Below are 20,557 nucleotides of genomic sequence, written 5' to 3' on the forward strand. Positions count from 1 at the left end.
CGACGGAGGATGGGAGCGTGACCGACCGCCGCGAGCTCGCCGACTTCCTCCGCCGTCGCCGAGATCTGCTCCGGCCCGCCGACGTCGGCCTCCCCGACGGGTTGCGGCGGCGTACGCCTGGGCTTCGTCGGGAGGAGGTCGCCTCGCTCGCCGGTGTCTCGACCGACCACTACACGCGGCTGGAGCAGGCGCGCGGGTCGGCGCCGTCGGAGTCGGTGCTCTCCGCGATCGCGCGGGCGCTGCAGTGTGACCTCGACGGGCGCGACCACCTCTTCTACCTCGCCGGGATGACGCCGCCCCTGCGGCGATCAGGTCACTACGTACGTCCGGGCCTGATCGCGCTCGCCCGGCGGCTGACCGACATCCCGGTCGTGATCTGCACCGACACCGGCGAGCTCGCGTGGCTCAACCAACTCGCCACGGCACTGCTTCCCCCGCTGCCCGACGGGCCTGGGCGGGGCCGCAACCTGATGTGGCGCTGGTTCACCCAGCCCGACCTACGGCCTGCGCCGCCGCGGGACTGGGACCGGATGTCGGCGAGCCACGTGATGGATCTGCGAGCGACGTACGCCCGGCGTTCGGGCGACCCCGACATCACCTCGCTCGTGCATGACCTCCTCGACGAGAGCGAGGAGTTCCGTCGGCTGTGGGAGCGTCACGAGGTGGCCGTGCGGCGTGCCGATGTGAAGACGTTCGTCCACTCCGAGGTCGGTGCGGTCGCCGTCCGCTGCGAGGTCCTGCTCACCGAGGAGGCCGACGTGAAGCTGCTCGCGTACTTCCCGCTCGAGGGCACCGACGCCGCGGAGAAGCTCGAACTTCTCCGCGTCATCGGCAACCAGCGACTCACGTACGCGGACTCATCACCCACCTGAGGGCGATGAAGCGGATCAGTGTGGCCGCGGCGTTGGCGGCCACCAGCACCGCCACTTCGACCCCGCGGGCCGGGATCGGTGCGGCCAGGTGGAGGAGCGCGAGCGATCCCGAGGTCAGTGCCAGCCCGATCCCGAAGGCGGCCAGTCCGGCGACGTGATGCTTCACAGCGCCCTGCCGTGCGGTGATCCCGAAGGTCAGCCGACGGTTGGCAGCGGTGTTGCCGACCGCGGTCACCAAGAGCGCGACCAGGTTGGCCGCCTGGGCGCCGACCGCAGTGCGGAGCAGCACGTAGAGGAGCAGGTACGCCAGTGTGCTCATCACCCCGACGGCGCCGAACCGGATCACCTGCGCCGCCAGGCTCGGGCTCCGGGCGGGTCCGGGAGGGCGTAAGCCGCTGAGGTCGATCCTGCCGCTGACCAGCCCGAACAGCAGCCGCCGGATCCCGTCGAGGTCCTCCTTGACCGTCTTGACGATGTCGACGCGCGAGTCCGCGTCGTCGACCCAGTCCACGGGCACCTCATGGACACGCAGCCCGGCCTCGGAGGCGAGCACGAGCAGCTCGGTGTCGAAGAACCAGCTGTCGTCCTCGACCAGCGGGAGAAGCTTCTCGGCGACGTCGCGGCGGATCGCCTTGAAGCCACACTGAGCATCGGTGAACTCCGCGGACAGGATTCCCCGCAGCAACAGGTTGTAGCCCTTCGACAGGAAGTCACGCTTCGGGCCCCTCACGATCCGGCTGCCCGTGGCCAGCCGGGTGCCGATCGACAGGTCGGAGTGCCCGGACAGGAGCGGGGCGAGCAGGGGAGCGAGCGCGGCCAGGTCGGTGGAGAGGTCCACGTCCATGTAGCCGACCACCTCTGCCTGTGAGGAGCTCCAGGCGGCCTTGAGCGCCCGGCCACGGCCCTTCTCGTCCAGATGGACCGCGCGTACGCGGCCGAGCTCGACCTCCAGCCGTCGGGCGATCTGCCAGGTGGCGTCGGTGCTGGCGTTGTCGGCGATCGTGATCGTGGCGTCGTACGGCAGGTGACGAAGGTAGTCGTCGAGCCGGCGGACGGCCCCCTCCAAGCTCTGCTCTTCGTTGTAGACCGGGATCACCAGGTCGACCGCCGTGCCGACGCTCCCGGAGGTCGGGGTTGTCGAGACCGTCCCTGGGCCGGGCGACATCTGCTCGGCGGTCACGAGGCACCCTCCGTCAGGTCGTAGACCGTGGTACTGCCGATCGTGGTCTGGGTGAACCTCTCTGCCACCCAGGCGCTGATCTCGGAGGCGCTGGAGGTTTCGTTGCTGCTGCCTCCTCTGCCGCCCATGCCACCGCCCACGCCGCCGCCGGAGATGAAGTAATGGATCTCGCCGTCGGCGACGTACTCCTGGAACTGCTCCAGGGTGATGCTGTTCGAGGTGCCGTTGAAGCCACCGATCGCCATCACGGCCTCGCCGGTCTCGAGCTGCAGGCCGGCCGCGGTCTGGGACCCGATCGTCGCGGCCACCCAGGTGAAGTTGGCAGCGTTGGTGCTCACTGCCTCGGCGAGCTCGTCGTCGACCTGGCCGCCGCCCGTCGGGCCGCCGATGCCGCCGGCGGGCATGCCACCGCCGTTGCCTCGCCCCGGCATCTGGGTGCCCGGCATCTGCCCGGCAGGTGGGGCGCCGTTCTGGCCTCCTGGGCCGCCGAACCGAGCTGCGCGACCGCCGCCGGGTCCGTCCATGCCGCCGCCCTGGTAGGGACCGGCGGTCACGATCGAGCCGGTGTGTGCGGTGCCGATCGTCTGGATCGCGTACGCGGCAGGTCCGATGCCCAGGGTCACGGCTGCCGCCGCGAGGAGCACGACTGCGGCCCGGCTGGTGAACCGGTCGGCGAAGACGAACCCGGCAGCGACCCCGAGCCCGGTGACGAGGACGGGCCAGCGCAGCGCGTCGTACGGCTGCTCACCCGACTGCCCGAGGAGCAACCAGCCCCATACCGCGCTGCCGGCCATCGCGATGGCCAGGGTGATCCGGGCAGTGAGATCGTCCCGGTCGCGCCACATGATCACCGTGCCGACGACCGCGGTGACCGCGATCCACGGAGCCAAGGCGACCACGTAGTAGTCGTGGTAGATGCCCGCCATGAAGGAGAAGACGAGCCCCGTGACGAGCATGGTGGCGCCGCTGAGCATCAGGGCAGCACGGGTCAGGTCGGTTCGCGGCGCCTTACGCAGCGCGACGAGGCCGGCGACGAGGACGAGCAGGGCCGCAGGGAGCAGCCAGGAGACCATCCCACCGGAGACGCCCTGGACGAGGCGTAGGATCCCAGCCGCGCTGGAGAAGCCCGCGTTGCCGAGGCCGCCGTAGTCGCCGCCGTTGAGCCGGCCGACGCCGTTGTAGCCGAGGGTCAGCTCGAGGAGCGAGTTGCCGGTCGAGCCGTCGATGTAGGGGCGCGAGGACTCGGGCATGAGCTCGACGATCGCGATGTACCAGCCGGCACTGACGACCATCGCCACGAAGCACGCGATGCCGTGCGCCATCCTCTTCCCGAACGAACCCTTGCCTGCGATCAGGTAGACGACCGCGATCGCCGGGATGATCAGGAACGCCTGCAGCATCTTGGTGAGGAAGGCGAAGCCGAGCAGCGCACCGGCCAGCACCATCCACCTGCCCTTGCCCGTCTCGATCGCCTTCAGCGTCGAGAACCCTGCACCGACCAGGAGCATGAGCAGCAGCGCGTCCGGGTTGTTGAACCGGAACATCAGCGCCGCCGCCGGAGCCAGCGCCGTGAACGCCCCCGCCGCGAGCGCCGCCTGCCACGGCGCGACCTTTCTGACGAGGCCGTAGGTCAGACCGACCGTGGCCACACCCATCAAGGCCTGCGGGACCAGGATGCTCCACGAGGACAGCCCGAAGACGCGTACGGACAGGCCCATCACCCACAGCGACGCCGGCGGCTTGTCGACCGTGATCGAGCCGCTCGCATCGAGCGCCCCGAAGAACCACGCCGCCCAGCTCTCGCCGCCGGCTTGGGCGGCCGCGGAGTAATACTGGTTGGCGTAGCCGGACTCCGACAGCGTCCACAGGTACGCCAACGCGGTCACCGCGAGCAGAATGATGAGCGATGCCCGTTCGGGGGTCGGGCGCCAGGATCGTCTCGGGGCCGGAGTTGGCCGGCTGGGCGACTGGGGTTCGAGAAGTGTGGTCATGACGGCCAGGCTTGTGCGGTTCGCTGTGCTGGCCGTACATCGAGACTGTGGTGTGGCTATGGGTCGCTCTGGAATCCGCTGCACCAAACCCCGCCACCGGGCCGATAGCCAGCCGAGATCCTCGAAGGATGACAGGGTCAAGGACCGCGACAGCGGCCGGCGAAGCCGGCGGCCGCAGGCCGTCATCTCGACAAGCTCGATACATCGCCTTGACCCCGGGAGCCGACGAGAACACCCTCAACGAAAGGGTCGGCAGCGAACAGTCACCATGAAAAGCACAGCAACGCGACGCGCCGTACGTGTCGGAGATCACGTCCTCGCATCCGTCCTGAACGAGAACGCATTCTAGAATTGAGCGTGAGACCCGCGTACGCCACGCAACCACCTGGTGGAACGGATTCGGAGGGTTGCACGACCCCCTTTAGGCTTGCCTTAGTACATCCACGGAAGGTGAACTCCCTTATGCGTGACATCCGCGTTGCGATCGTCGGTGCTGGCCCGGCCGGCATCTACGCTGCCGACATCCTCACGAAGGAGCACCCTGGTGCGCGCGTCGACGTCATCGAGCGCCTGCCTGCTCCCTATGGTCTGGTTCGCTACGGCGTGGCTCCGGACCACCCGCGAATCAAGGAGATCATCAAGGCGCTGAAGCGCGTCCTGAACCAGGACAGCATTCGGTTCATCGGCAACGTCGACTTCGGCACCGACCTCAAGCTCGACGATCTGCGTCGCTTCTACGACGCCGTCATCTTCGCGACCGGCGCGATGGCCGACCGCGAGCTCGACATCCCGGGGATCGACCTGCCTCAGTCCTACGGTGCGGCCGACTTCGTCAGCTGGTACGCCGGACACCCCGACGTGGCGCGGGAATGGCCTCTCGAGGCGGAGGAGGTCGCCGTCCTCGGCGCCGGTAACGTCGCTCTCGATGTCGCCCGCATGCTGGCCAAGCCTGCCGACGAGCAGCTGGTCACCGAGGTCTCCGACAACGTCTACCAGGGCCTGAAGAACAACCCGGCCAAGACGATCCACGTCTTCGCCCGCCGCGGCCCGGCGCACATCAAGTTCAGCCCGATGGAGCTGCGCGAGCTCTCCCACTCTCCCTCTGTCGAGGTGGTCGTGAAGGAGGAGGGCTTCGAGATCGACGAGGCCGGCGAGAAGGCGATCCAGAGCCACAAGGCGACCAAGCTCGTGGCCGACATCCTCCTGAAGTACATGGATGCACCTGTCGGCGCGAAGCCCCACAAGATCGTCATCCACATGATGCAGAACCCCGTCGAGGTCGTCGGCGAGGACGGCCGCGTGGTCGCGCTGCGCAGCGAGAAGACCGAGTACAACGGCGACGGCACCGTCTCCGGCACCGGCGAGTTCACCGACACTCCGGTCCAGGCCGTCTACCGCGCCGTCGGCTACCTCTCCGAGGCGCTCCCCGACGTGCCCTTCGACAGCGAGAACGGCGTCATCCCCAACGCCGGCGGCCGGGTCCTCGACCTCAACGGCGACCACATCGACGGCACCTACGTCACCGGGTGGGTCAAGCGCGGACCGGTCGGCCTGATCGGCCACACCAAGTCCGACGCCAAGGAGACCATCGACTACCTCCTCCAGGACCTCGACAAGCTCACGCCGCCCGAGCACGGCACGACCGCGGCGGTCCTCGAGCACCTGTCCGGCAAGGGCGTCGAGTTCACCACCATCGAGGGCTGGGAGAAGCTCGACAACCACGAGCGCTCCCTGGGCGAGGCCCAGGGCCGCGAGCGGATCAAGGTCGTCCCCCGCGACGAGATGATCCAGATCTCCAACCACTGCCACTGACGCACGCCGTACGAAGCGGGCCGGTCATCCACACGGATGACCGGCCCGCTGGCATTTCCCACCAATGCCAGAAGATCGTCAACCAAAGGTTGACGGAACGCGTCCGTCAACCTACAGTTGACGCATGACGACTCCCCGCGATGCAGACCCTGCCCTCAAGGCCGTACGCCTCGACACCTTGATCGACTCGATCAAGAAGGCTCGGCCCGAGCCTCTGGACCAGCTGGCCGACGCGATGGTGGTCGGCGAGCACCTGGGTGAGGTGGCAGACCATCTGATCGGGCACTTCGTAGACCAGGCTCGCCGCTCCGGCGCATCCTGGACCGAGATCGGGACCCGGATGGGGGTGACGAAGCAGGCGGCGCAGAAGAAGTTCGTCCCCAAGGCCGGCGACAAGCCGCTCGACCCGAACGCCGGGTTCGCGAAGTTCACCCCGCGTGCCCGGACCGTGGTCGTCGCCGCCCAGGGGGAGGCACGGAAGGCCGCGAACGCGGAGACCGGCGTACCCCACCTCGTGCTCGGTCTCCTCGCCGAGCCGGAGGGCGTCGCGGGCCACGCGATCAGGGCCCAGGACGTGACCCTCGACGCGGTCCGCGCCGCGGCGACCGCTGCCATCCCGGAGCCCTACGGCGAGGTCGGGGAGATGATCCCGTTCACGGCCGATGCCAGGAAGGTCCTCGAGCTGACCTTCCGCGAGGCCCTGCGGCTCGAGCACTCCTACGTCGGCACCGAGCACATCCTGCTCGCCCTCCTCGAGCACGAGGCCGGCACCGGAATCCTCCACGAGGCCGGCGTCGACAAGGAAGCGACCGAGTCCAGCATCAACTCGATCCTCGCCGCGCTCGAGATCGGCGGCGCCTCGGACGACGCCGACACCTCGGAGTAGCTCACCATCACCTGGCGCCCTGGCGCGTACGGCCCACACCCCTGTGCCCGGACGCGCCAGGGACGACTGTGTGGACGGCTTGGCGCCTAGACCCCGCTGGGCGCGAGGACGATGTCGAACCGCACCTTCGACCAGGTGCCGTCGACGACGCGGCCGTCCGGCGTCGGCGTCCCGGCGGCCTGCCGCTCGAACCTCTTGATCAGCGACTCCTTGACCCCGAAGACGGTGTCCTTCCAGCCGATCGGATCGCCCTCGGGGAAGATGTGGGTGACCAGCGTTCGGCAGCCCTCGTGGGTGACCATGAAGTGCAGGTGCGAGGCGCGCAGCGGCGAGCGCCCGACCGCGGCCAGCATCTTGCCGACGGGGCCGTCGTCGGGGATCGGGTATGGCGTCGGCGTCAGCCCCCAGAACCGGTAGCCGCCCTCGGCGTCGGTGAACAGGTGCGCCCGGGCCGCCCTCGCGCCCGCATCGCGCTGGACGTCGTAGAGCCCGTCCTCGTCCGCCTCCCAGACCTCGATCTTCGCTCCGACCAGCGGTTTCCCGTCCGTTCCCGTGACCGTCCCGGTCACCCAGCACGGCTCGCCCGGAGCACCGAAGGCCATGTCTCCACCCGGCTCGATCGCCGGGGAGTTCTCCACGAAGAACGGCCCGAAGACCGTGGCCTCGGTCGCATCGGCGTACGCCTGGTTGTTGATGTTGATCGTCTGCATCGAGGCGCCGAGGGTGTCGGAGAGGAGGATGAACTCCTGGCGTACGTCGTCGGTGATGTGGCCGGCGGCAGTCAGGAACGCGATGGCCGCGCTCCACTCGTCCTCGGTGAGGCGTACGTCGCGGATGAAGGCGTGCAGGTGCCTCGTCAGCGAGACCATGACCTCCTTCAGGCGCGGGTCCTCGCAGGCGTCGAAGGACGCGACGACGGTGTCGACCAGGGTCTGCTCGACCGCCTGCTGCTCCGGCGATACGCCACGTACGTCGCTCATCAGCTCTCCTCTCCCGCCCACGCCGCGGTCAGCAGCGCGGTCAGGTTCTCCTCGGTGACCGGGGTCGGGTTGTTGTCCGGGATCGCGGCCATGATCGGCGCGACCGCCTTGGCGATGCCGTCCTCGGGCATGCCGTAGTCCGCGAGCGCCTTCGGCGCGGACAGTGTCGTACGCAGCGCCGCCAGCCCCGCCACCGCGCTCGGTGCCCCGAACGCGGACGCCATCCGTGCCTCCGCCTCGGGAGCGGACGGCGCGTTGAAGGCGAGCACGTGCGGGAGCACGACCGCGTGAGTCTGGGCGTGGGGCAGGTTGAACATCCCGCCGAGCACGTGGCAGATCTTGTGGTGCATCCCGGACCCGGCCGACGTGAACGAGACCGCCGCAAGGTAGGCGCCGTAGAGGGTCTGCTCGATCCCCTCGATGCTCTCCGAGTCGGACCTGACCAGCGGCAGGCCGGCGGCGAGCCCCCGGATCCCCTCGGCGGCGAACACCTGGTCGATGGGATCGACCCGCGGACCCCACATGGCATCGACGCAGTGCGCGAGCGCGTTCAGCCCGCTGGCGACGGTCATCTCCCCGGGCAGCGTGGTCAGCAGCGCGGCGTCGTAGACGACCGACCGCGGCAGCACGCGGGCATCGATGCCGGTCGTCTTCGTCTCGCCCGAGGTCAGGCCCCAGACGTTGGTCGCCTCGGATCCGGCGTAGGTCGTCGGGACCGCCACGATCGGAAGCCCCGTGGTGAGAGCGACGGCCTTGGCGAGCCCGGTGGTCGAGCCGCCGCCGACGCAGACCAGCGCATCGACGGCGGACTCGGCGGCGCACTCACGAGCCCGCTCGGCGACCTCGACCGGCACGTGCATCACGACCTCGTCGTGACGCAGCGCGACCGGGACATCGGCGGTCACCCGGGCGGCGAGCTCGGCCTCGCGCTCACCGGCGATGACCATCACCCGCCTGGCCTCGAGCTCGTCGATCTCCGCTGCCACCGCAGCGGGCGCCTCGCCGGCGGCGAAGCGGACCCGCTGCGGCAGCGACTCGTGCGTGAACTTCACGAGGGTGCCCCCGCCGCTCGAGTGGCCACCGCTGGTCGAGCCGCCGGAGCCGCTAGGCGGAGGCGTGTCGAGACCAACACGGTCCTCCGCGGCGCTCGATGGGACTGTGTTGGTCTCGACACGCTCGCTGGCGCGAGGGTCTGAACGAAGTGGCCCTCGACCAGCGGGAGCGGGATCATGCCGACCGACCGAGCAACGCTGCAACCGCCTCGCCCAGCGCGGCGGCAGGGTCCTCGGGAAGCGAAATGGAGCGCCAGGCGATGTGCTTGTCGGGGCGGACCAGGATGGCGCCCGACTCCTCGACCTCGCGGAGCTTGGCCCAGTCGAAGTAGAGGTCGGTGACCCGTCGGCCCGGCCCGATCACGACCGCCTGCAGCGGGATCCCGACCCGGGACCTCACCGCGGCAACCGCGTCCTCCCACGCCTCGCCGGCGACCCCGGTGATCAGCGTCCACTGCGTGTAGGGAGCGAGGTCGAGCATCGCGTGCTTCTCGACGTTGTCGCCGACCCAGGCGTGCGGGAGGTGAGCACCCGGCGAGGTCGACATCCGGTGATAGAGGTCCTCGTCGCCGGTCGGCGCGGGCCGGGTGCCGTCGGAGACGATCGCGTTGGACTCGTAGAACTGGCCGAGCTCGACTCCATGGGCGTTGAACTCGTAGTTCTTGCGCTCCATCGCGGTGACCAGCGCGGCGCGCTTGGCGGCACCCTCGGGGGTGTTGGCCTTGCGCTCCTCGATGGCCTTGGCCATCTCCTCGCCCTCGAGGCCGACGACACCGAGCGCCTCGAAGAGCTCGCCGAACTCGCGGGCGGACTGGTTGGCGCGGGTGACGATGCGCTTCGCGACCGGGGTGCGCTCGGTCGAGTAGGAGTCCAGGAGCGACGGCTCCGCGTAGCCCTGCAGGACCGCGGCGAGCTTCCAGGCCAGGTTGTAGGAGTCCTGGATCGAGGTGTTGGAGCCGAGGCCGTTCGACGGCGGGTGCCGGTGGATGGCGTCGCCCGCGCAGAAGACGCGGCCCTTCTGGGCGTGGGTCGCGTACATCTCGTTGACGCCCCACAGCGAGTAGCCGGTCACGTCCGGCTCCAGGTCGGGCATCCCGAGCAGGTCGCGGATGACCTTCACCGCGTACTCCTCGGTCAGCTCCGGCGGCGGCTGGTTGATGTCGTAGCCCCACACGATCAGCCACTCGTCCCAGGGGCGGACCATGCGGACCAGGCCGGTGCCGATGCCGCCGACGTTCGAGCCCGGCTGGATGACCCAGTAGAGGACCGAGGGGCGATGGTCGACGAGCTCGGAGAGGTCGGCCTTGAAGGTGATGTTCATCGACCCGGCGATGTCCATCGCGCCCTCGAGCGGGAGGTCGATGTCGGCGCCGACCTGAGTGCGGGCGCCGTCCGCGCCGATGAGGAACTTCGAGCGGATCTTGTACTCGTGGCCGGTCAGCCGGTCGCGGGCGATCGTGGTGACGCCCTCGTCGTCCTGGGTGTGGCTCAGGTACTCGGTGGAGAACCGCGTCTGGGTGCCGCGCTCGGTCGCGTTGCGGACCAGGATCGGCTCCAGGTACGTCTGCGGGATGTCGACGGTCAGGCACGGCGAGGCGAGCTGGTAGTCGGCCTCGCGGTCGGGGCGGGTGCCCCAGGTGCGGATCCGGCCGATCTCCTCGCCGGCGATGCTCGTGCAGAAGACGGTGTCACCGACCAGCTCGTGCGGCGTCGCGTCCGCGAGCACCTGCTCCTCGATGCCCAGGTCGCGGAAGATCTCCATCGCGCGCTGGTTGGTGATGTGCGCCCGCGGGGTGTTCGCGGTCCAGCGGTACTTCGTGATCATGATGTTGTCGACACCGAGCTCGCTCAGGAAGAGCGCGGCGGACGCGCCGGCCGGGCCGGATCCCACGACGAGGACGTCGGTGGTCACCACATCCTCGGTCTCGGGGACCTCGGTCTCTTGCTGACCGTCGTCGAAGACTGGCATTTCCTCACCTTTCCGAGACCGCGGTGGGGTGTGGGATCGCAGTCTCAGAGGCGAGTCTTACCGGCCCGCTCGGGCGGCATCAAAGGTAGGGGCGCTGGTTGGCGGAAAAGCGTACGCGACTAGCGCGCGAGCCACTCCTGAACGGCCGCGATCGTCGAGTCGGGCTTCCGGGCCCACTTGAAGTGGTCGATGCCGGGTTCGTCCAGGTGGACGCGCGCGACCTCGAGCCCGGGCAGCCGGCGGTGGATCTCGTCGACCGTCGCGCTCGGTGCCAACCAGTCACCGTCGATGGAGACGATCAGCGCGGGCTTCGCCAGGGCTCGCATCGCGGCGGTGACGTCGCGGGCCGGACGGCCGAAGCGGAGGCGGCCGGTGCGGGCGTACCTGGCCCATTCCTTCATCAGGGTCCGGGCCTCGCGGCCGGCGAACTTGAGCTGCTTGCCGGGGAAGTGGCCGACGACCCGCCCGACCAGGCCCATCGCCTGGCTGGCGACCAGGAAGCCCGGGCCGTAGTTGCGCCAGTAGGGCGTCTGCGAGGCGACGTAGACCAGGCCGGCGACCCGGTCGGGGTGCAGCGCTGCGTAGGCGCTGGCGGCCTGGCCGCCGAGGCTGTGCCCGAGGACGTACGTCGCGCCGGCCGAGGCCGGGATCAACTCGCCAAGGCGGTCGACGGCGGCCGCGATGTCGTCGACCAGGTCGGCGTAGCCGAAGTCGTAGGACCAGCCGGCGACCCGTCCGCCGACCTCCTCGTGGCCACGCTGCTCCATCCGGCCGGCGTTGATCCCCGCCTCCGCGAGGGCCACGATCAGCTTGTCGTAGTAGCCCGCCGGCATGCCCATCGCGGGCACGACCAGCAGGGTCGGCGCGCCCGGATCCGACGCGCGCGCCACGGTCAGTGTGAAACTGGTGCCCTCGGTGCGCTCGATCGCGTACGTCTCGGTGGTCGCAGCACGGGCGCAGGACTCAGTCATGGCATCATGTTACCTACCAGTAGCAGCGTACGCTCTCCCGCGGCTGCTGTTGACCGAGGAGGAACGACGTGTCGGTGCTACCGCCGATTCCGCCGGACTGGGACAGGCTGGCTCGCCCTCCGCGCGAGACCCTCTGGATGGCGGTCGAGAATCACGGCGTCGACCACGACCGGTTTCGCGGCACTCTGGCCCACACGGTCGAACCGCTCGGCGCCGAGATCGGGTTGCGCCAGTGGGTGCACCAGACCGAAGAGCTGATCAGTGCCGCGCTCCGCGGCTACCTGCTCATCGACCTGGAGCGCCTGGGAGTCGCCGGTCAGCCCGGCGGTCGACGGCTCGCCCACCACACGGGGCCCAACGACGAGGCGTTGGTGCTGGAGCAGTGGTTCGTGATCGTCGAGTACGTCGACGGATCGGCCGGGCACACGCTGACCGCGACGCTGGCCACCGATCGCTACGACACGCTCGCTGACATCGTCGCCACGACGGCGCAGAGCTGGGACCCGGCGGAGGTGGCCGCCGGTGCAGGTTGAGTTCCGTCCCACCGGAGGCACCGCGCTGCAGCTCGACTACGAGATCTTCAACCACCTCCTCCGGCCAGGCACCGACCCTGCGGCGGTCAGGTCCGCCCTCGGCTCGGTCCCGCCTGGCCTCACCGACCTGCTCGACGCGCTGCGCAGCCCCGACCTGACGGTCACGGTCGACGTAGCAACGGCGCCGACCAGGCGCCGCCACCGGTTCGCGTATGACGCGGGCTCGGGGGCCGCGCTGATCGCGGTGAGCGACAGCACTCTGCGCCTGGTCCCGGCATCTCGGGCCTTCGCCGCATCAGGCCTTGCCCAGGCGGTCAGCCTGAGGCCTTTTCCCGGCGGGCACATGGGACCGCCGGAGCCGGCGGACGACCAGATCGTCACCGACCTCGTCGCCCAGGACCAGGCCCGACGGTCGAACGCTCTCGCCCAGCTGCGCTCAGACCTGGCCTGGCGCATCCGGGCGGCCGGGGACCGACAGCTCGACCTCACCGCCGTGGTACGCCGCGACGCGCTGCTCACCTCGGCCGGCGACGGGCCCGGGCTCATGCCGACCACCAGCACCGCCGTGTTCCGACAGCTCACCCGCTTGACCAGCAGGCCGAGCGAATCGCGGAGTCTCAGCGGCGCGACTGGCTCTCCGGCCTGATGCCGTTGGCGCGGTCCTGGAGGAGTTCCGGGATGGCGGCGACCCTGCCCGGCCGCTCGTCGTCGCGAGCCATCGCCAGGCCGTTGAGGATCACGTACATCCCGAAAGGGTCATCGACCAGCACCGCGGGAACATCCAGCTGAGGGTGCGCCAACCGCCTCCTGAAAAGAATCCCGCGCTTCGTGTGCACGTAGGACGCTGCTCCGTCACGGCCAAGGACCCGGATCACTGGTGTCGATGCGTCAATGCGGGTCTGACTCACTTCGAGCACGTCGTGCCAGGCGATCTCAACATCCTGAACTGGACCACGCCACTGCACTCCGGTGGAGTCGAGACGCAGAGCAGGCCGCCGCATGATGCCTCTGACCATGTCAGGGACGACCAGGAGCACCAGCATGAGGACCGCCGGCACCTGCCGTCGGCTGCGCAGCGAGAGGGTGACGGCAGAGCCGTCGTGGATGACGTACGTATCCGGGCGCCGCGCTCGCGGAAACCAGACCACCGCGGCAGCGACCACAGACATCAGCGAGATGGCGCCGAACAGCCCCATCGCGACGCGCTCAGGAAGACTCCCCGGCAGCAATAACGCCGTCGCAAGCGGGGCGGCACCGATGAGCCCTGTGAGAGTCATGGCGCCAACCTTGAGCACAGCAGTCAGCCCATCAGAAAATCGCGTCGTCAATGTCTCCCGCCGCATCCCGCAAGCCCGATGGTAGACGTAGTGGCGGCACCATGAGTCGAGTTTTCCACAGCCGACCCCCCTTGTGGACAAACCTGTGGATAACTTTCTAGGCCGATGAATGAACGGTGTGACCGACCGGGAATATCTCGTAGCGACCCCGCGCCGCCAGCCCCCACAACCCGCGCGGCGCCAGCAGCACGACGGCGATCGCGACCGCTCCGAGCGCGACGAGGTACCAGGTGCCGTAGGAGTCCAGCAGCTGCTGCAGCGCGAAGAAGATCACCGCGCCCAGGATCGGGCCCTCGATCGTCCCCAGGCCGCCGATGACGACGATGAAGATCATGAAGGCGGTGTACTGGACCGAGAACATCGAGTCCGGCGAAACCCGCAGGCCGTTGACCGCGATCAGTGCCCCGGCCAGACCGGCGCCACCGGAAGCCGCGACGTAGACGATCCGCTGCGAGCGCCGCACCGCGACCCCGAGCGACGCCGCCGCCACCGAGTCGTCACGGATCGCGGTCAGGCCGAGCCCGACGCGCGAGCGCATCAGGACGTACGTCGCGAGCACGACGAGCACGGCCAGCACGAGCGCCAGGTAGTAGACGGTCGCGATCCGGGTCACCCGGTCGACGCCCTGGAAGGCAGTGAGCGAGAGGCCGGAGCCGCCACCGAAGCCCGGGAGCTCCTGGGTGACCAGCTTGAAGACCTCTGCCACTACCCAGGTGCCGATCGCGAAGTAGCCTCCGACCAGCCGGAACAGCAGGAACGAGGTGGGGATGGCCAGGGCGGCGCAGACCACGCCGGCCGCCACGACGGCAACCGGGATCGGCAGCCCGACGACGTCGGCGAGCTTGATCACGCCGTAGCCGCCGGCGCCGATGAACGCCTGTTGCCCGATCGAGACGAGCCCGCCGTAGCCGGCCATCAGGTTCCAGGTCGTGCCCAGGATGATCAGCGCGAAGAGGGTGACCAGGTTGGTCACGTCGCCCGGGCTGAACACGAACCACGGCGCCGCGGCCAGGAAGACCACGATCGCGGCGAGGACGCCGCCACCCGCGAGCGAGGGCCAGCCGCCGCGTACGACCTTCAGGTCTTGTCTGGCGAGGGTTGTCGTTGAGCTCATGCGACGACCGCCTTCGGGAGCAGGCCCTGGGGCCGGAACAGGAGCACGACCAGGAAGACCAGGTGACCAGCGAGGACGCCGTAGGCCGGGTCGATCTGGGCGCCGACGGTCTGCGCGACGCCGAGCACGAGGCCGCCGAGGAGCGTGCCCCACAGCGACCCGAGACCACCGATGATGACCGCCTCGAAGGCGAAGATGAGAACGAGATCCCCGTACGTCGGGCTGAACTGTGTCGACATGCCGAGGAAGACACCGGCCAGGGCGACGGTGCCGATCGCGATCGCGGTGGCCAGGGCGTACATGTGCTTCTCGTCGATCCCCATGAGCGTGGCCGCCTCCGGGTCGTCCTTGGTCGCGCGCATCGCGCGGCCGATGCGGGTGTGCGAGAGGTAGAGCTGCAGGCCGACGATGACGCCGACCGCCACGACGAGCGTGAGCAGCGAGAAGACACCGAGCCGCAGGCCGCCGAGGTCGACCGCCGAGGTCGACAGGGTGCCGATCGAGATCTTGCGGGAGTCGGCGGTGAAGACCTCCTGGAGGAGGTTGGCGCCGATGACGGCCAGGCCGAAGGAGACCAGCAGCGGCGACAGCTCGCCGTGGCGCAGCGCAGGGTTGAACAGGCCGCGCTGGATCGCGTAGCCGACCGCGGCGAGCACCGGGATCACGACGAGGAGCGTCAGGAACGACGGCATCCCGGTCTGCTGGACGAGCCAGAGCGCGAGGTAGGCCGAGGCGACCGCGAGGACGCCGTGGGCGAGGTTGACGATCCGCATCACGCCGAAGATGAGGCTCAGTCCGCAGGCGAGGAGCGCGTACTGGCCGCCGAGGAGGAGGCCCTGGAGGACCGCGTTGATCCAGTCCATCAGCCCACCTCCTGCTCGTCGACCCCGAAGTACGCCGCTTGGACCTGCTCACGGGTGACGTCGGCCTTGGCGCCTTCGAGGACCGTGCGGCCCTCGAGCAGGCACTGCACCCGGTCGGCGACCGTCAGCGCCTGGGTGAGGTCCTGCTCGACCACGAGCACCGTCGTGCCCTTTCCGGTGATCGTCGGCAGCGCCTTGTAGATGTCGGCGATCACCACCGGGGCGAGCCCCAGGGAGACTTCGTCGAGGAGGAGCAGCCTCGGGTTGGACATCAGCGCCCGGCCGATCGCGGTGGCCTGCTGCTCGCCGCCGGACAGGTGCGCTCCCTTGCGCGAGCGCTTCTCGGCGAGCAGCGGGAACGCGTCGTAGACGGTCGTGAGGTTCCAGGGACCGGGGCGGCGTCCGTACGCACCGACCTTGAGGTTCTCCTCGACGGTGAGCGAGCCGAAGATCCGCCGCCCTTCCGGCGTCAGCGCGATGCCCTCGCGGACCCGCCGGTGGGCGGAGGTGTGAGAGACGTTGTGGCCGCTGAAACGGATCTGCCCCGCTCTCGGGCGGAGCAGGCCGGCGATCGTCTTCAGGAGGGTCGACTTGCCGGCGCCGTTGGCACCGATCACCGCCAAGGTCTCGCCTTCGGCGACGGTCAGGGTGATGCCGTGCAGGGCGCGGAAGTCGCCGTAGGCGACGTCGATCGCGTCGACCTCGAGCAGGTTGGTCATCGGCCTTCCTCGAATGCTGACCGAGGTAACTCGGTGAAGGGGTGCCTATTTCGCGGAACTCCGCGAGGGGAGTGGCCCCCGACCGAGGTAACTCGGTGAGCGTTCGCCGGGTCGCCCTGGGATGTCGACCGAGGTACCTCGCCGAACTCGCACTTTCTTCGCGGAACTCCACAAAGGGAGTGCGCGCCGACCGAGTTATCTCGGTGAGCATTCGCCGGGCTCACTCGCCCTCCAGGTCGGGGGAGCCGAGATACACGGCGGCGACGGCGTCCGAGGCCATCACCTCACGCGGGTCGCCGGTGGCGACGACGTCGCCCTGGGCCAGACACATCAACCGGTCCACGACCTGCAACAACGCGTGCACGATGTGCTCGATCCAGACGACGCCGGTGCCGCCGTCACGGATCGCCGAGATGGTCTCGATCAGCGCGGGCAGCTCGTGCTCGGTGAGGCCGCCGGCGATCTCGTCGAGGAGCAGCAGCCGGGGCTGGGTGGCCAGCGCGCGGGCGAGCTCGAGCCGCTTGCGGTCGAGCAGCCGCAGCGAGCTGGCCGGCGTGTTGGCCAGGTGGGTCAGATCGGCGGTCTCGAGCGCCTGCCAGGCCTGCTCGCCGGCCGCCTTCCGGCGCGCGCCCGCGCCGAAGGTCGAGCCGACGAGCACGTTCTCGAAGACGGTGAGCCCCTCGAAGGGGCGGGGGATCTGGAACGTACGCCCGATCCCCAGAGCCGTACGCCGGGCGGCCGGCACCCGGGTGACGTCGGCGCCGTCGAACCGGATGGTCCCGGCGTCGACCGGCTGGGCACCGGTCACCAGGTTCAGCAGCGTGGACTTGCCGGCGCCGTTGGGGCCGACGATGCCGAGCGCCTCACCGGGGGCCACGTGGAAGGAGACCGAGCGGGCGGTGACGACCTGGCCGAACGCCTTGGCCAGGCCTTCGGCCTCCAGCAGCGCGCCGCGGGGCGCGCTGCCGGAGGCCTCGACCGATGGCTCTCCCGAGGGTGGGGAAGAGGTCACTTGAGCGCCTCGGGCTCGCCCCCGAGAGGTACGTCGGGAGCCAGCGAGTTCTGCACGACGACCAGCTCGAACGGGTGCTCCCCGCCCTCGACCTGGCGCCACTGACCACCGGCGAGGGAGGTCTTGGCGACGTACGGCGGGACGTTCTCGTCCTTGCCCCAGGCGACGTCACCGACGACCGTGGAGACCTCGAGGCCGGCCAGCGCCTCGGTGATCGCGTCGGCATCGGTCGAGCCCGCCTCGGTCACCGCAGCGGTCGCGACCTCGAAGAGCGCGTGCGCGAAGCCCAGCGGCTGGGTCCACTGCTTGCCGGTCTTCTCCTCGTACGCCTCAGCGAGCTCCTGAGCGGACTCGCCGGTCAGCGAGGACTCGTAGGGAGCGGTCGGGGTCCACCAGACCTCGGTGGAGAGGTTGTGGGCGATCGGGCCCAGCGCCTCGACGCTGCTCGGGAAGAGCAGCGCCTTGCCGATGGTCGCGACCTTCGGGTTGTAGCCCTGCTGCTTCGCCTGCTGCCAGAACGTGGTGAAGTCCGGCGGGATCGGGACGCCGACCAGGACGTCGTGGCCCTTGTAGGCACTGATCTGGGCCGAGAAGTCCTTGGTGCCGTTGGGGTAGTTGCCCGGGTTGTCGATCTTGACGCCCGACGCCTCGGTGAGCGCCGGGAAGTTGGCACCCCAGGCCTCGCCGTCGGGGTCCTTCGGGAACAGGCCGCCGGCCTTCTTGTTGTTGGGCACCTTGCCCCAGATGTCGGCGTAGACCGTCGAGACGTCCTCGAGGCCCCAGAAGAAGTGGTAGCTGTACTTCAGCTCGGCCGGCTTGTCGCCGCTGCGGATCGCGAACGGCTGCCACGGGGCGACCGTGGTGATGCACGGGATCGAGTTGGCCTCGCACTGCTCCGAGACCGGGTTGACGATGTCGGGCGTCGAGGAGGCGACGATGATGTCGGCGCCGTCCTTGTTGATCAGGTCACCGGCCACCGCCCCGGCCTTCGTCGTGTCGCTCTGCGCGTCACGCACCACGATCTCGACATCCAGTTCCTTGTCCCCGGCCTTGACCGGGTTGTCCTTGAAGTAGGTCTCCAGCTCATCGACGACGAAGCTGTTCGCCTCGCCGAACGGAGCCGAGGAGCCGGTCTCGGTCGAGACGAACCCGATGGTGAGCGTGTCCTCGCCGCCACCGCCTTCGTCGTCGATGCCGCCCGACCCGCATGCGGTCAGGGTCAGCGCCATCGCTGCGACACCGGCGGCGGCCATGCTCAGGCCGCGTCCGGTGGTGAGTCCGTTGGGCACGTACGTCTCCTTAGAGAGTGGGGTGTTGAGGAGTGTCGTCCGTCAGCGCCGCCTGCAGGTGGGACGCAGGGGCAGTTGGCGGAAAACGGCATGGAAGACCTATCGGACTTTTGGTGGACTTGTCACCCTTTCGCGCCGAGAAGTCACTCACGTCGGTCGAGAAGTCACTCGCGTCGGCCGAGTTGGCACTCGAATGCCCACTCGGCCGACGGGAGTGACGCTTCGGCCGACGGGGGTGACGTCTCGGCTGGACGGGTCAGGGGTGGGCGGCGCGGCGTACGTCTCCGGCGGCGACGCCGAAGCGCTTGCGGAAGGCTTGGGAGAAGTACGAGGCGGAGGTGAAGCCGCACTTCTCGGCGACGTCGACGGTGCGGGTGCTCGGGTCCGAGCCGGTGGCGAGCATCGCGTAGGCGAGCTCGAGGCGGCGGGCGAGGATGTGGCGCGGGACGCTGGTGCCGGTGTCGGCGAAGAGCCGGGACAGATGGCGTTCGGAGATGCCGGCGCCCGCGGCGACGGCCGGGGCGGAGAGACCGGGATCGGCGAGATGGTCCTCGATGAACGTCTTCGCCGCGGCCCGATGGGCGGTGGCCAGCGATACCTTTCCGGCGGTCGCGATCACGGAGATCAGGTCGAGCACGGCATTCTCGTCGGCGGGCATCGGGTCGTTGACCCGGAGCGCTCGGCCGACCATCTGGACCAGGGCTCGGCCGTGCGGGTCCTGGTCCCGGCCTGCGTCGAGGACGAGCGGCGCCGGCATCGACGCCATGCCGGTGCGGGCCGTGAAGGCCGACACCGGGACCTTGATCGCGAGCTCCTCGAGCCCGTGTCCGAAACCGCGCAGGAACGGCGCGTCCACGTCGCAGACGATCAGCTGCCCGGGCCGGATGACCTTCCGGCGACCGGCGTACTCCAGGATGGCCTCGCCACGGAGGCTGGCGTAGACGGCGATCGATCGGGCCGGCATCTCCTTGACGAGACTGGCCGGCCGCTCGACGACGTGGCGGGTGGCCCGGACCCGCGCCAGATGGATCTCGTCGAGCTGCAGGTTGACCTCCTGCGCATCGAACCCGTGGCCGTCGATCGGCCGGCAGGAGAGCGCGACCAACGCGCTGGCGTTGTGGCGTTCCCACGCCTCGATCTGGACGTCCGCGCTCAACCGGGTGGTGTCGAAGACCGCCGGACGACGAACTCTCGCGACGAGGGGAGCTGAGGCGTCTCCGACTGACGGCACGGACCGACTCTATTGCGTACGGAGAAACTCGGCGACGACTTAGGGAAGACTTACCTTTCTGGAATCGTTCAAGAAAAGGTGACACAGTTGAGATCAGTAGCAGAGACCAACACAACCCAGGGGGATCAGCCGAACATGACCACCAAGACCGACACCAGCAGCGCCACCCACACCTCGCACCCGGCGTTCGTGCCGAGCCCGGCGTTCGCGACCCAGATGCAGCGCCTGCTCGTCGATCTGACCGAGCTCAGCCTTCAGGGCAAGCAGCTGCACTGGAACGTCGTGGGCAAGAACTTCCGCGACATGCACCTCGTCCTCGACGAGGTCGTCGACGCCGCCCGTGACTTCACCGACGAGGTCGCCGAGCGGATGCGCGCGCTCTACATCCTCCCCGACGGCCGCACCGGCACCGTCTCCGAGGACACGACTCTCGCGCCGCTCCCGGCGACCGAGGTCGACACCGCGACCGCCGCCGACCTCGCCGCCGCCGCGCTCTACGCCACCTCGAAGACGGCGCGTGAGATCCACGACGACATCGACTCCGAGGACCCGACCACCGCCGACCTGCTTCACGCGATCATCACCCGGATCGAGCAGCTGGCCTGGTTCATCGACTCCGAGAACCGTGTCGCCAACCAGTCCAAGCCGGCTCAGCTCACTGTCTGAGACCTCCTCACTCACGAGGCGCCCCGCTGCTCGCGGGGCGCCTCGTTGTGTATCGCCGAGTCGGCTCGTTCTGACCACAC

Annotated in this window: 19 protein-coding genes; 6 read left to right on the forward strand and 13 right to left on the reverse strand. The window is 69.3% G+C overall.

What is annotated here, in order from left to right; translation table 11 throughout:
• Positions 1 to 17: 17 nt before the first annotated feature.
• The gene (locus ABZZ22_RS03155; RefSeq protein WP_354926729.1) at positions 18 to 872 is read left to right on the forward strand and encodes a helix-turn-helix transcriptional regulator; all 855 of its coding nucleotides are present in this window, start codon (positions 18 to 20) and stop codon (positions 870 to 872) included.
• Here ABZZ22_RS03155 and ABZZ22_RS03160 read toward each other — a convergent pair.
• Together ABZZ22_RS03160 and ABZZ22_RS03165 are read right to left on the reverse strand one after the other, a co-directional pair.
• Positions 844 to 2,052, reverse strand: coding sequence for a glycosyltransferase (locus ABZZ22_RS03160; protein WP_354926731.1), 1,209 nt, complete (start codon positions 2,050 to 2,052; stop codon positions 844 to 846). The genes ABZZ22_RS03155 and ABZZ22_RS03160 overlap by 29 nt on opposite strands.
• Complete coding sequence (locus tag ABZZ22_RS03165; RefSeq protein ID WP_354926733.1) at positions 2,049 to 4,043, reverse strand: glycosyltransferase family 39 protein; 1,995 nt, start codon at positions 4,041 to 4,043, stop codon at positions 2,049 to 2,051. Before ABZZ22_RS03165 ends, ABZZ22_RS03160 begins: the two co-directional genes overlap by 4 nt.
• Positions 4,044 to 4,505: 462 nt before the next feature.
• On the opposite strand from ABZZ22_RS03165, the gene ABZZ22_RS03170 reads away from it, so the two are divergent.
• Positions 4,506 to 5,855, forward strand: a complete 1,350-nt coding sequence (locus tag ABZZ22_RS03170; protein WP_354926735.1) for an FAD-dependent oxidoreductase — start codon at positions 4,506 to 4,508, stop codon at positions 5,853 to 5,855.
• Between the two features lie 124 nt (positions 5,856 to 5,979).
• Positions 5,980 to 6,741: a Clp protease N-terminal domain-containing protein gene (locus tag ABZZ22_RS03175; protein WP_354926737.1), complete on the forward strand. Its 762-nt coding sequence runs from the start codon at positions 5,980 to 5,982 to the stop codon at positions 6,739 to 6,741.
• A gap of 86 nt (positions 6,742 to 6,827) precedes the next feature.
• On the opposite strand, the gene ABZZ22_RS03180 is transcribed toward ABZZ22_RS03175, so the two are convergent.
• From ABZZ22_RS03180 to ABZZ22_RS03195, 4 genes are all read right to left on the reverse strand, one after another.
• Positions 6,828 to 7,721, reverse strand: a complete 894-nt coding sequence (locus ABZZ22_RS03180; RefSeq protein ID WP_354926739.1) for a dioxygenase — start codon at positions 7,719 to 7,721, stop codon at positions 6,828 to 6,830.
• Positions 7,721 to 8,773: a maleylacetate reductase gene (locus tag ABZZ22_RS03185; protein ID WP_354926741.1), complete on the reverse strand. Its 1,053-nt coding sequence runs from the start codon at positions 8,771 to 8,773 to the stop codon at positions 7,721 to 7,723. The genes ABZZ22_RS03180 and ABZZ22_RS03185 overlap by 1 nt, the downstream gene beginning before the upstream one ends.
• Before the next feature lie 175 nt (positions 8,774 to 8,948).
• Positions 8,949 to 10,742: an FAD-dependent monooxygenase gene (locus ABZZ22_RS03190; protein WP_354926743.1), complete on the reverse strand. Its 1,794-nt coding sequence runs from the start codon at positions 10,740 to 10,742 to the stop codon at positions 8,949 to 8,951.
• A gap of 119 nt (positions 10,743 to 10,861) precedes the next feature.
• Positions 10,862 to 11,713, reverse strand: coding sequence for an alpha/beta fold hydrolase (locus ABZZ22_RS03195; RefSeq protein WP_354926745.1), 852 nt, complete (start codon positions 11,711 to 11,713; stop codon positions 10,862 to 10,864).
• Positions 11,714 to 11,781: 68 nt separating this feature from the next.
• Between ABZZ22_RS03195 and ABZZ22_RS03200 the strand changes: the two genes are divergently transcribed.
• Both ABZZ22_RS03200 and ABZZ22_RS03205 read left to right on the forward strand, forming a co-directional pair.
• Positions 11,782 to 12,246 carry a hypothetical protein gene (locus tag ABZZ22_RS03200; protein ID WP_354926747.1) on the forward strand — a complete coding sequence of 155 codons (465 nt, stop codon included), beginning with the start codon at positions 11,782 to 11,784 and terminating at the stop codon, positions 12,244 to 12,246.
• Positions 12,236 to 12,892, forward strand: a complete 657-nt coding sequence (locus tag ABZZ22_RS03205; protein WP_354926748.1) for a hypothetical protein — start codon at positions 12,236 to 12,238, stop codon at positions 12,890 to 12,892. Before ABZZ22_RS03200 ends, ABZZ22_RS03205 begins: the two co-directional genes overlap by 11 nt.
• Here the strand turns inward: ABZZ22_RS03205 and ABZZ22_RS03210 are convergent.
• The 7 genes from ABZZ22_RS03210 to ABZZ22_RS03240 form a co-directional block, all read right to left on the reverse strand.
• A complete protein-coding gene (locus tag ABZZ22_RS03210) occupies positions 12,864 to 13,523 on the reverse strand; it encodes a hypothetical protein (RefSeq protein ID WP_354926749.1) in 660 nt (219 codons plus the stop codon). The genes ABZZ22_RS03205 and ABZZ22_RS03210 overlap by 29 nt on opposite strands.
• A 157-nt stretch (positions 13,524 to 13,680) precedes the next feature.
• Positions 13,681 to 14,697, reverse strand: a complete 1,017-nt coding sequence (locus ABZZ22_RS03215; RefSeq protein WP_354926751.1) for a branched-chain amino acid ABC transporter permease — start codon at positions 14,695 to 14,697, stop codon at positions 13,681 to 13,683.
• Positions 14,694 to 15,560: a branched-chain amino acid ABC transporter permease gene (locus ABZZ22_RS03220; protein WP_354926753.1), complete on the reverse strand. Its 867-nt coding sequence runs from the start codon at positions 15,558 to 15,560 to the stop codon at positions 14,694 to 14,696. The genes ABZZ22_RS03215 and ABZZ22_RS03220 overlap by 4 nt, the downstream gene beginning before the upstream one ends.
• Positions 15,560 to 16,279, reverse strand: a complete 720-nt coding sequence (locus tag ABZZ22_RS03225) for an ABC transporter ATP-binding protein (RefSeq protein ID WP_354926755.1) — start codon at positions 16,277 to 16,279, stop codon at positions 15,560 to 15,562. Before ABZZ22_RS03225 ends, ABZZ22_RS03220 begins: the two co-directional genes overlap by 1 nt.
• Positions 16,280 to 16,499: 220 nt before the next feature.
• Positions 16,500 to 17,291, reverse strand: a complete 792-nt coding sequence (locus ABZZ22_RS03230) for an ABC transporter ATP-binding protein (RefSeq protein WP_354926757.1) — start codon at positions 17,289 to 17,291, stop codon at positions 16,500 to 16,502.
• Complete coding sequence (locus ABZZ22_RS03235; protein ID WP_354926759.1) at positions 17,288 to 18,580, reverse strand: ABC transporter substrate-binding protein; 1,293 nt, start codon at positions 18,578 to 18,580, stop codon at positions 17,288 to 17,290. The genes ABZZ22_RS03230 and ABZZ22_RS03235 overlap by 4 nt, the downstream gene beginning before the upstream one ends.
• A gap of 256 nt (positions 18,581 to 18,836) precedes the next feature.
• Positions 18,837 to 19,811 carry an AraC family transcriptional regulator gene (locus ABZZ22_RS03240; RefSeq protein ID WP_354926761.1) on the reverse strand — a complete coding sequence of 325 codons (975 nt, stop codon included), beginning with the start codon at positions 19,809 to 19,811 and terminating at the stop codon, positions 18,837 to 18,839.
• Between the two features lie 135 nt (positions 19,812 to 19,946).
• On the opposite strand from ABZZ22_RS03240, the gene ABZZ22_RS03245 reads away from it, so the two are divergent.
• Entirely contained in the window at positions 19,947 to 20,477 is a 531-nt protein-coding gene (locus tag ABZZ22_RS03245) for a DNA starvation/stationary phase protection protein (protein WP_354926763.1), read from the forward strand.
• The last annotated feature ends 80 nt before the right edge of the window (positions 20,478 to 20,557 follow it).

The sequence above is a fragment of the Nocardioides sp. NPDC006273 genome, from assembly GCF_040613495.1.
Taxonomy (GTDB): Bacteria; Actinomycetota; Actinomycetes; order Propionibacteriales; family Nocardioidaceae; genus Nocardioides.

What these genes read in the sequence shown, in the direction of transcription:
- ABZZ22_RS03165 (WP_354926733.1), bottom strand. Translation starts at nt 4,043, where the DNA reads ATGACCACACTTCTCGAACCCCAGTCGCCCAGCCGGCCAACTCCGGCC.
- ABZZ22_RS03170 (WP_354926735.1), top strand. Translation starts at nt 4,506, where the DNA reads ATGCGTGACATCCGCGTTGCGATCGTCGGTGCTGGCCCGGCCGGCATC.
- ABZZ22_RS03175 (WP_354926737.1), top strand. Translation starts at nt 5,980, where the DNA reads ATGACGACTCCCCGCGATGCAGACCCTGCCCTCAAGGCCGTACGCCTC.
- ABZZ22_RS03180 (WP_354926739.1), bottom strand. Translation starts at nt 7,721, where the DNA reads ATGAGCGACGTACGTGGCGTATCGCCGGAGCAGCAGGCGGTCGAGCAG.
- ABZZ22_RS03190 (WP_354926743.1), bottom strand. Translation starts at nt 10,742, where the DNA reads ATGCCAGTCTTCGACGACGGTCAGCAAGAGACCGAGGTCCCCGAGACC.
- ABZZ22_RS03195 (WP_354926745.1), bottom strand. Translation starts at nt 11,713, where the DNA reads ATGACTGAGTCCTGCGCCCGTGCTGCGACCACCGAGACGTACGCGATC.
- ABZZ22_RS03210 (WP_354926749.1), bottom strand. Translation starts at nt 13,523, where the DNA reads ATGACTCTCACAGGGCTCATCGGTGCCGCCCCGCTTGCGACGGCGTTA.
- ABZZ22_RS03215 (WP_354926751.1), bottom strand. Translation starts at nt 14,697, where the DNA reads ATGAGCTCAACGACAACCCTCGCCAGACAAGACCTGAAGGTCGTACGC.
- ABZZ22_RS03220 (WP_354926753.1), bottom strand. Translation starts at nt 15,560, where the DNA reads ATGGACTGGATCAACGCGGTCCTCCAGGGCCTCCTCCTCGGCGGCCAG.
- ABZZ22_RS03225 (WP_354926755.1), bottom strand. Translation starts at nt 16,279, where the DNA reads ATGACCAACCTGCTCGAGGTCGACGCGATCGACGTCGCCTACGGCGAC.
- ABZZ22_RS03245 (WP_354926763.1), top strand. Translation starts at nt 19,947, where the DNA reads ATGACCACCAAGACCGACACCAGCAGCGCCACCCACACCTCGCACCCG.